The organism is Janthinobacterium sp. KBS0711 (assembly GCF_000988085.1).
Taxonomy (GTDB): Bacteria; Pseudomonadota; Gammaproteobacteria; order Burkholderiales; family Burkholderiaceae_D; genus Janthinobacterium; species Janthinobacterium lividum_E.
This window is the reverse complement of sequence record NZ_LBCO01000033.1, coordinates 25,741-35,407: the sequence shown is the minus strand read 5'-3', so window position 1 is coordinate 35,407 and position 9,667 is coordinate 25,741. Positions and strand designations below refer to the sequence as shown.

The 9,667-nt window shown below is 63.4% G+C and carries 7 protein-coding genes; all 7 read right to left on the bottom strand.

Annotation, left to right across the window (positions count from 1 at the left end):
- Positions 1 to 105 precede the first annotated feature (105 nt).
- Complete coding sequence (gene iolG, locus VM94_RS18820; protein ID WP_082127862.1) at positions 106 to 1,095, bottom strand: inositol 2-dehydrogenase; 990 nt, start codon at positions 1,093 to 1,095, stop codon at positions 106 to 108.
- A gap of 69 nt (positions 1,096 to 1,164) precedes the next feature.
- Entirely contained in the window at positions 1,165 to 2,253 is a 1,089-nt protein-coding gene (locus VM94_RS18815) for a porin (protein WP_046684863.1), read from the bottom strand.
- Between the two features lie 122 nt (positions 2,254 to 2,375).
- Positions 2,376 to 3,209: an inositol monophosphatase family protein gene (locus VM94_RS18810; RefSeq protein WP_100428235.1), complete on the bottom strand. Its 834-nt coding sequence runs from the start codon at positions 3,207 to 3,209 to the stop codon at positions 2,376 to 2,378.
- Positions 3,206 to 4,291, bottom strand: coding sequence for an ABC transporter ATP-binding protein (locus tag VM94_RS18805; protein WP_046684861.1), 1,086 nt, complete (start codon positions 4,289 to 4,291; stop codon positions 3,206 to 3,208). The genes VM94_RS18810 and VM94_RS18805 overlap by 4 nt, the downstream gene beginning before the upstream one ends.
- Positions 4,288 to 6,462: an ABC transporter permease gene (locus VM94_RS18800; protein ID WP_046684860.1), complete on the bottom strand. Its 2,175-nt coding sequence runs from the start codon at positions 6,460 to 6,462 to the stop codon at positions 4,288 to 4,290. The genes VM94_RS18805 and VM94_RS18800 overlap by 4 nt, the downstream gene beginning before the upstream one ends.
- 83 nt (positions 6,463 to 6,545) lie before the next feature.
- The gene (locus VM94_RS18795; RefSeq protein WP_138828990.1) at positions 6,546 to 7,565 is read right to left on the bottom strand and encodes an ABC transporter substrate-binding protein; all 1,020 of its coding nucleotides are present in this window, start codon (positions 7,563 to 7,565) and stop codon (positions 6,546 to 6,548) included.
- 246 nt (positions 7,566 to 7,811) lie between these two features.
- Positions 7,812 to 9,098, bottom strand: a complete 1,287-nt coding sequence (locus VM94_RS18790) for an MFS transporter (RefSeq protein ID WP_046684859.1) — start codon at positions 9,096 to 9,098, stop codon at positions 7,812 to 7,814.
- Positions 9,099 to 9,667: the final 569 nt, after the last annotated feature.

The following is a 9,667-nucleotide window of genomic DNA, read 5'->3' as shown; positions in this document are numbered from 1 at the left end:
GCCGATCTGCTGCGCGTACAGGTCCACGGCCAGGCGGCCCAGGCAGATCACGTCAAGCGCGCGGCCTTGGGAAAATTCAGTCGTATTCTTCATCACATGCTTTCCTTATGACAGTTCCACGATGCGCTGCTCGCGCCACGACACAGTGGCCGCTTCGGCCAGTTCCAGCGCTTTCAAGCCATCGTGGACGGTGGTGCGCAGGGGTGCGCCGTGGGCAAAGGCATCGAAAAAATGCGCCATTTCGCTGGCGTAGGCGGCGCGGTAGCGTTCCAGGAAAAAATCTTCCGGCTTGTCCACGCTGACGTTCACCGAGCCATAGGCCGTCACTTCCGTCGGCTTGTGGTTGCCAGCCTGCAGCATGCCGGCGCTGCCCAGCACTTCGAAGCGCTGGTCGTAGCCATAGGCGGCGCGGCGCGTCGTGTTGATCTGGCACAAGCGGCCTTTTACCGTGCGGATGGTCACGGCCGTGCAATCGAGGTCGCCCGCCGCGCCGATGGCGGGGTCGACCAGGCAGCTGCCCGTCGCGTGCACGCTGACGGCTTCATCGTCGAGTATCCAGCGGAAGATGTCGAAATCGTGGATCAGCATATCCTTGAAAATACCGCCCGACACCTGGATGTAGCTGACGGGTGGCGGCCCCGGATCGCGGCTGGTGACGATGAGCAACTCCGGCGTGCCGATCTCGCCGGCTGCGATGCGCTGCTTGACGGCGGCAAACGTGGGGTCGTAGCGGCGCTGGAAGCCGATCATGCACAGCACGCCCGCATCGTTGACGGCAGCGGCGGCGGCGCGTGCGCGCTCGAGGGTCAGGTCGACGGGTTTTTCGCAAAAGATGGCCTTGCCGGCGGCCGCCGCGCGCACGATCAGGTCCGCATGCGTATCCGTGCTCGACGCGATCAGCACAGCCTTGACTTCAGGGTCGGCCAGCACGGTTTCCACGCTGGCGACGCTGGCGCCATGCAGGGCCGCCACTTCCGCCGCCGCGCCCGCATGCACGTCGACCACGTATTTCAGGCGCACGCCAGGCTGGCGTACCAGATTGCCGGCGTGAATGCGGCCGATGCGCCCGGCGCCGAACAATGCCACTTGAATCATTTCCATCTCCTTGATAGTCGGGAATACGCTGCCCGAAAATGCACACGTGTGCAAATCCGGGCAAAAAAGTTAAAACAGGTGGATGACGCCCAGCATTACACCGCTGAGCTTGGCACCCTTCTTGGTGGCCGCGAAGGCATTGCCGCCAAACGTGTAGTTGGCGTTCTTGTCGTTATTCGTCTGCGTGTAGTAAGCGTAGACGGTGCTGCGCTTGGACAGGTAATGCTCGTAGCCCAGGGTCGCCTGCTTGGCGCCGCTGTCGTCGCCGCGCACGAGGGTGGTCGCCTTGATGGTCACGCTGCTGCCGTTGGGCGCGCTGCCCGACACATCGCCTGCCACGCCGAAACGGCCGATGAAGGAACCGCCGCCCGCCTTGTAGGCGCCCGTGATGGTGAAGTAGTCGCGCTGCAAGTCGCCACCAGCCACGTCATACACCATGCGGTTCCAGGCCACGCCCACGTCGCCGCCGCCGAAGTTGTAATTGCCCACGGCGCGGAACATTTTTTCGCTAAAGCCGGGACGCAAGTCCTTGTGCTTTTCATAGCCGACGGCACCCTTGATGGGGCCGTTCACGTATTGCACGATGCCCGAATAGATGCGGTCGCCGTTCGATGCCTCGTTTTCACTGGCGCGGTAAATCGTCGCGCTGAAACCTTGCAGCACGGGCGTGCGGTAGCTGACGGCGTTCGAGCTGCGGCGGTTGAAGCCTTCGCCGCCCAGTTGCGAAATGTTGGCGTCATCCTGGATGCCTTCGCCCACGAAACGGTTGGTGTAGCCGTTGATCTGGCGAATCGGCGTGGCGAAGCGGCCCAGCGCGATGCGGCCATAGGCGGGGTTTTCCAGCCCGACAAAAGTATCCTTGCTGTTGATGGCGCCTGTGCCATCGTCGAGCTTGGCATTGCCCTCGATCTGGAAGAAGGCAGTGTTGCCATTGCCCAAGTCTTCTCTTCCGCGAAAACCGATCTTCGAGGAATTGTCCGATACGCGCGATACCGATTCGCCGTTCGGCGCCGTGGCTGAGCTCGACGTCTCGATACGGTCGAAGCCCGCATGGATGCGGCCGTACACGACGACGCTCGATTCGGCCAGCACGCAGCCTGGCGCGGCCAGCAACAATACGGCGGCGATCTTGTTCAACTGCATGGTGCTCTTTTTCATCCCGTTTTTCATTTTGTCTCCTGCTTGTTTTTATGGTGGTGGATTACTCATGATGCTCAACAGCGTGTTGCCACTACATGCGTCCCTCGCCGGACGCCCGCCCTCCTTTCCAGTCCATGTGTTCAGGCACAGCGCGGCAAGGCCAGCGCCGCCAGTTGCGGATACAAACGGGGACCGCCCACGAGGATGGGGTTGCCCTTTTCCAGGCCGTTATCGGCCAGAAAATCATTGCAACGCCCGCCCGCCTCGTTGACGAGCACGATGCCGGCCAGGCAATCCCAGGAATTGATGTGCGGTTCGAAATAGCCGATCAAACGCCCGGCCGCCACATAGGCGATCATCAAGGCGCCCGAACCGTTGCGGATGAACATGCCGCCCTCTTCCAGCACGTCGAGCAAGAAGGGCAGGAAAGTGCCGGTACCCACGCGGTGCGAAAAGCCCACGCCCAGCACGCCGCCCTGCAAGCTGGCCACGTCGTTGACGCGCAGCCGCGTTTCGCCGGCCTTCCCCGCCACATGCGCGCCCTGCCCCTGGCAGGCGTGGAACAGCTCGTCCGCATTCGGGTCGTACACGGCGCCGATGGCGGGCTTGCCGTCGACCAGCACGCCGATCGACACGCACCAGGCCAGCATGCCGTTGACGAAACAGGCCGTGCCGTCGATGGGATCGATGACCCACACGCAGCGCGCATCGGAGGCCCCGCCGCCCCGCTCCTCGCCCACCACGGCGTCCGCCGGGAAGCGCTCGGCAATCTGCGCGCGCAGGAAATCCTCCACCATGCGGTCGGCGATGCTGACCATGTCCTGCAAGCCCTTTTCCTCGATCACCAGTTCCGTGCGGCGCTGGAACATGCCCAGCGCAATCTCGCCCGCCTGGCGGATGATGTGCCGGGCGTAGGCATAGCGTTCCAGGGTCGCCGCGTCGGCCAGTACCGCTGCCTGTGTCATATCTGTCATGCTTGTCCTCCAATGATGGCTGCGCCATGTTCGTGTACGGTCATGGCGACCGACGTGCCTTGCGTGAAAACCTGGCTCAAGTCGTGCGAGACGGCAAACAGTTCGCCGACCGGCGTATCGAGCGTGTATTGCATTTCGCGTCCCAGGTAGGTGGCGCGGGCCACGCGCACCACCATGGCGCTGTCGGGCTGCGCGGGCGACAGCAGGATCGCTTCCGGACGCACGGCGAAACTCGCTTCGCCGCTGCGCTGGCTGCGGCATGGCAGGCGCAGCCGCAGCTTGCCCATGACGCAGACGGCCTTGCCGTCGGCTACCGATTCGATCACGCCATCGACGATGTTCGCGTTGCAGATGAAGTCGGCGACGAACTTGTCGGCCGGCGATTCGAACAGCTCATGCGGCGTGCCTTTTTGCGCGATCACTTGCCGGTTCATGACGATGATCTGGTCGGAAATGGCCAGCGCCTCTTCTTGGTCATGCGTGACGTACACGGCTGTGAGACCCAGCTTGACCTGGATGTCACGGATCTCGTCGCGCACGCGGCGGCGCAGTTTCGTGTCGAGGTTCGACAGCGGCTCGTCCAGCAGCAGCACCTTGGGCTGCAGCACCAGCGAACGGGCCACGGCCACCCGCTGCTGCTGGCCGCCCGACAACTCGTTCGGGAAACGCGCGGCAAAGTCGGCCAGGCCCACCAGGCGCAAGCTTTCCTGCGCCCGTTCCACGGCGCGCGGCTTGGTCTCGCCGGAGACGATGAGGCCGTAGCACACGTTGTCGAGCACCGTCATGTGCGGGAACAGCGCGTACGACTGGAACACCATGCTGACGTCGCGCTCGGCGGCGGACGTCAAGGTGACGTCCTCGCCGGCCAGCAGGATGCGCCCGGCGCTGACGCGCTCCAGGCCCGCGATCAGCCGCAAGGTCGAGGTCTTGCCGCAGCCGCTGGGGCCCAGCAGGGTGACCATGGTGCGCGGGGTGATCGTGAACGACACGTCGTTCACGGCCAGGGCCTTGCCGTAGCGCTTGGTAACGCCGTCGAATTCCAGCGCGGCGATAGCTGTTTCATGGGTAGTAAAGTGGTTCATGCGTAGCTCTTTTCCAGGTTGGGAACGGCAGCCGGCAGCGTTTTCTCGGCGCTGACGCGGCGAAGGCGGCGCTTGCCGACCAGCAAATGAATCAATTGGATGCACAGCAGGATGATGACGATCAGCACCGTGGCGTAGGCAATCGCCGTACCGTAGTTACCGTTCGACACCAGGCCGATGATGTAGGACGTGGCCATGTCGTAATCGGCGCTGACAAGGAAGACGACGGCCGAGATCGACGTAATCGAGCGCACGAAGCCATACACGAGGGCCGAGGCGATGGCCGGGCGCAGCAGCGGCAGGATGACCTTGCGCATGGTGGTCCAGCTGCTGGCGCCCAGGGTGATCGACGCTTCATCCAGGCTGCCGTCGAGCTGGCGCATGGCGGCGATGCCCGTGCGCAATCCCATCGGCATGTTGCGGAAGACAAAGCACAGAATCAAAATCGTGGCCGTGCCCGTCAACTCGATGGGCGCCGAGTTGAACGCGAGAATGTAGCTGATGCCGATGACGGTGCCGGGAATGGCAAAGCTGAGCATGGTGCCGAACTCGAACGCGCTTTTCAGGGCGAATTGCTGGCGCACCAGCAGCCAGGCCGACAGGATGCCGACAAAGGCCGTCAATGGCGCCGCGATGGCCGAAATCGTCAAGGTCGTGAACAGCGACGGCCAGGCCTGGCCCGTCCAGTGCCAGCCGGAAGCGCCCGCAGTGATGCCGAAGGCGTCGATGTAATGGCGCAAGGTAAAGGCATTGTCCTGGCCCCAGTTATTCACGAAGCCGCCCGCCACCACCGTACCGTAGATCAGGGCCGTGAAGGCGAACCATGGCAGGGCGATGGTCCACAAGGTGGTTTTCAGGCGCGGGTTGAGCGAGGCGTGGCCGCCATGGTCGGCCTTGCCCGTCACCGTCACATACGATTTCTTGCCGAGCCACAGGTTCTGGATGAAGAAGGCGCCCACGGCAAACGTCAGCAGCACAATGGCCAAAGTCGCCGCGCGGCCCTGGTCGTTCGAGGCGCCCACCACGGAAAAGAAGATTTCCGTCGACAGCACGTGGAAGTTGCCGCCCAAGACCATCGGGTTGCCGAAGTCGGCCATGCTTTCGATAAAGCACAGCAAGAAGGCATTGGCGATGCCGGGACGCATCAGCGGCAGCGACACCTTGACGAAGGTTTGCCAGCTGCTGGCGCCCAGGGTGCCCGACGCTTCTTCCAGCGACGGACTGACGCCTTCCACCACACCAATTAATGTCATGAAGGCAATCGGCGCGAAGGCCAGCATCTGCGACAGCCACACGCCCGTCATGCCGTACAGCCAGCGGCTTTGCTCGATGCCAAACAGCTCACCGACGAGGCCCGTGATGGCGCCGTTGCGGCCGAACAGCAGGATCAGGGCCAGGCCCAGCACGAAGGGCGGCGTGACGATCGGCAAGATGGTGATGGCGCGCATGGGACGTACCCAGCGGCCATTGGTGCGCGTCACCAGCAGGGCAAAGACGAGGCCGAGGAAGGTGGCCGACACGCCCGTCAGCAAGGCCAGCGCCAGGGTATTCCAGGCCACGCCGCAGCGGCCGGGACCGGACACGCAATTGAGGCTCCAGATGCCGGGGTCGGCCAGGCGGCGCGCCAGGGCGGCGGCACCCGTGCCGCCATCATCCATGGGCTGGCCGGCGCTGACGAGGATCAGCGCGACGGGGAACAGCACGAACAGGGAAATGAGGCAAATGATGAGGCCGATGGCGCCGGCCACGAAGGCGTCGCCACGGCATACGCCACAGGCGGCGGCGCCCGACGTGAGGAGGAACAGCAGGCACAGCGCCAGCAGCAGCGCGCCAAAGCCCAGGCCCGTGCCGGCGGCCAGCGGTCCCCAGCCCAGCCATGCCAGCCACAGCAGGCCGGCGCCGCCGATGGCGATCTGGCCCAGGCCCAGGGTCTTGCGGTGGGGATTGCCGGCCACCAGCGCGGCGCTGGCGGCGATCAGGGCGAAGAACACGCCCAGCGGCCAGGCGCCGAACGACAGTACGTGCAGCACGGCCGGTGCGCCACGGTCACTGAAGAACTGGCCGTCGCGCAGCCATTCGCCGGCGAACAGTCCCGCTTCCTGCTGCTGCCAGGGCAACAGGCACAACGCTGCCAGGGCAAGCAGCAGCCAGCCGTAAAATATCTTTTTCATGAGGTCTCTATCCAGCTAAGTAGGCCCGCCGGTATGGCCGTTGCGGCATGCGGCAGGCTCGGTACGATGACAGTCTTTACGCGTTAATTGCCGGCCGAGTAGATCTGCGTGGTCCACCGTTGCAGCAGGCGCTTGCGTGTGTCCGAGGCGCCATACTTGGCGAAGTCGTAGTTGATGGTCTTGATGTTTTCCAGGCGCGGCGAGGCGGCGGGAATGGTGGCGGCCACGTTCGACGGGATCTGGAAGGCCAGCGCTTTCACGGCTTCGCTCTGCACGTCGGGACGCAGGGCGAACTCATAGAATTTTTTCGCCTGCTCCATGTTTTTCGCGCCCTTGACGATGCTCATCGAGCCGATCTCGTAGCCCGTGCCTTCGCAGGGCGGCAAGACTTTCACGGGAAAGCCAGCCACGGTCAGTTTCATCAGGTCATGCATGAAGCCGATGGCCACGCCCGCTTCGCCACGGCCCACGTCCTCGCCGGGCGCCACGCCCGCGTTCGGATACTTGCTGACGTTCTGGCCCATCTTGGCAAGGAAATCGAACGCTTCCTCTTCCCCCATCAGCTGCACCACGGTGGCCAGCGCGTTATAGGCGGCGCCCGAGGAGTTCGGATTGGCCATCTCGATCTCGCCCTTGTAGGCGGGCTTGACGAGGTCTTTCCAGCATTGGGGCGGCGGCAGGTTTTTCTTCTTCAGCACGTTTTCGTTGTAGGCCAGGCCCAGGATGCCGATATAGATGCCGACGGTGCGGTACTTGGCCGTCTCGGCCTGCTTGAGCGCCCACGGCTGCAGCTTGGGCAGGGTCGGCGACTTGTATTCTTCCGTATAGCCTTCGGCGGCCGCCTGCAGGTGCGGGTCGCCCGTGCCGCCCCACCAGATGTCCGATTTCGGGTTCGACGCTTCGGCGCGGATCTTCGCGTAGGCTTCCCCTGCGCTCTTCCTGATCATCGACACCTTGATCTTGCTTTCCGCCTCGAAGCGGTTCTTCATCAGCTGGCACCATTCCATGTCGGCCGAGCACAGCACGGACAGGCGTTCCTCGGCGGCCATGGCCGTCATCGGCAGGGCCAGGCTTATAGCAATCGCAACATTGCGCATCTTCATCGTCTCACTCCAAGTTTGTTGTCGTTGGGGTACTTCAGACCGCACCGCTATCTTGCGGTGTCACTGTCCCGGATGTGCTTTCCAGGGGTTTGCACTGCATTGCACACGTGTGCACACCTTACCACCAGCCGATTTTGACTGTCAACAAGAATCTCGGCAGGCGTGCGGCGTGGTGTTTTACCGACAAAAAAAAGCCGCCAGCTGTGCAGCTGGCGGCTTTCGGGGGATTCAGCTAACGCGGGCGGTTTATTCCCACGCTTCCTTGCCCGTGCGTGGCTTGCCCACCATCAGCAGCGCGCCCAGGGTCAGTACGGCTGCCAGCGACAGGTAATAGCCCACGTATTGCAAACCGTAGTTGGTCGCCAGCCAGGTGGCGATGTACGGCGCCAGCGAGGCACCGAGGATGCCGGCCAGGTTGAACGTCAGCGAAGCGCCCGTATAGCGCACTTCCGGCGGGAACAGCTCGGACAACATGGTGCCCAGCGGTCCGTAGGTCATGCCCATCAGGCCCAGGCCGACGGCCATGAAGACGGTCACTTCCCACGTCACGCCCGAACCGAACATCGGTGCGAGCACGAGGCCGAAGATGGCGATGGCGACGGAGACCCAGATCAGGGTGGCGCGGCGGCCACGGCGGTCAGCCAGCACGGCCGAGAATGGAATCGTCAGGGCAAAGAACAGCACGGCAAACAGCTGCACGATGAGGAATTCCTTGCGCGTGAAGCCCAGCTTGGTCGTGCCCCAGCTCAGCGCGAACACCGTCATCAGGTAGAACAGCACGAAGGTGGCCAGGGCGATGATGGTGCCCAGGAACAGCATGCGGCCATGCTGGCGGAACACGGTGGCGACCGGCAGCTTGACGACTTCGTTCTTGTCGATGACTTTCTGGAAGTCCGGCGTTTCCGTGATCTTCAGACGCACGTACAGGCCGACGATGACCAGCAGCGCGCTGGCCAGGAACGGGATGCGCCAGCCGTAGCTGAAGAACTGCTCATCGGTCATGGTTTCGCTGAGCAGCAGGAAGATGCCGCCCGACAAGAAGAAGCCGATCGGCGCACCCAACTGGGGGAACATGCCGTACCAGGCGCGTTTGCCCGGTGGCGCGTTTTCCGTGGCCAGCAGCACCGCGCCGCCCCACTCGCCGCCCAGGCCCAGGCCCTGGCCGAAACGGCACAGCGCCAGCAGTAGCGGCGCCAGAGTGCCGATGGCGGCATACGTCGGCAGCAAGCCGATGATGACGGTGGAGATACCCATGGTCAGCAAGGCTGCCACCAGGGTGGCCTTGCGGCCGATGCGGTCGCCGAAGTGGCCGAACACGGCCGAACCGATGGGGCGGGCGAAGAAGGCGATGGCGAACGTGGCCAGCGACTGCAGCACCGCAGCCGACGGGTCGCCGGCGGGGAAGAACAGTTTCGGGAACACCAGCACGGCGGCGGTGGCGTAGATATAAAAGTCGAAGAACTCGATGGTGGTGCCGATCAGGCTGGCGAACAGCACCGTGCCGGGGGAATTTTTCTTAGGGGGGGTGCTCATTTACTGCGCTCCTTGGGGAGGGTGTCTAAAGGCCATTCTCTGGATGTTTTTTCAGGCAGCAGCACAGCACGTTGTCTAGGCGCGCGGTTCACATATCATAGCTGTGCTCGGGCGTAATTGCTGCGAAATTGCTATTAAATTCGCAAACAAATTCCACGCTGCAACACGCCGTTGTTAACGGCAGACAACGGTGTACCAACGCGCGCTATCGCGCCCCGATCAGTGCTGATTTAGAGAAACAACGGTCGTGCGCCATCCGGTTACCCGGGGCACGGCAGGAAAGGCGTCAGGGGATGGGCGACGTGTATCAGGCCCGGCGTATCGCCAGGCATTCCGTACCAGACCCGCGCGTCGGCATCGCGGCATCGGTCATTTGTGGTGAATCCTTGCCTGCGGCCCCTCCGGGTGGAGCGGGCCGGCGATGATCGCGCTGCATCCCTAAGGATGCGGTTGATCTTGCTGTAAGCGGCTTATGATACGCGCAGTGGTGCGGTGCGGCAAGAAGTTGTGATGGAGCATGTGCGGTGGTGTCGGCTTACGCTGCGCTAAGCCGACCTACGCCGACCTAG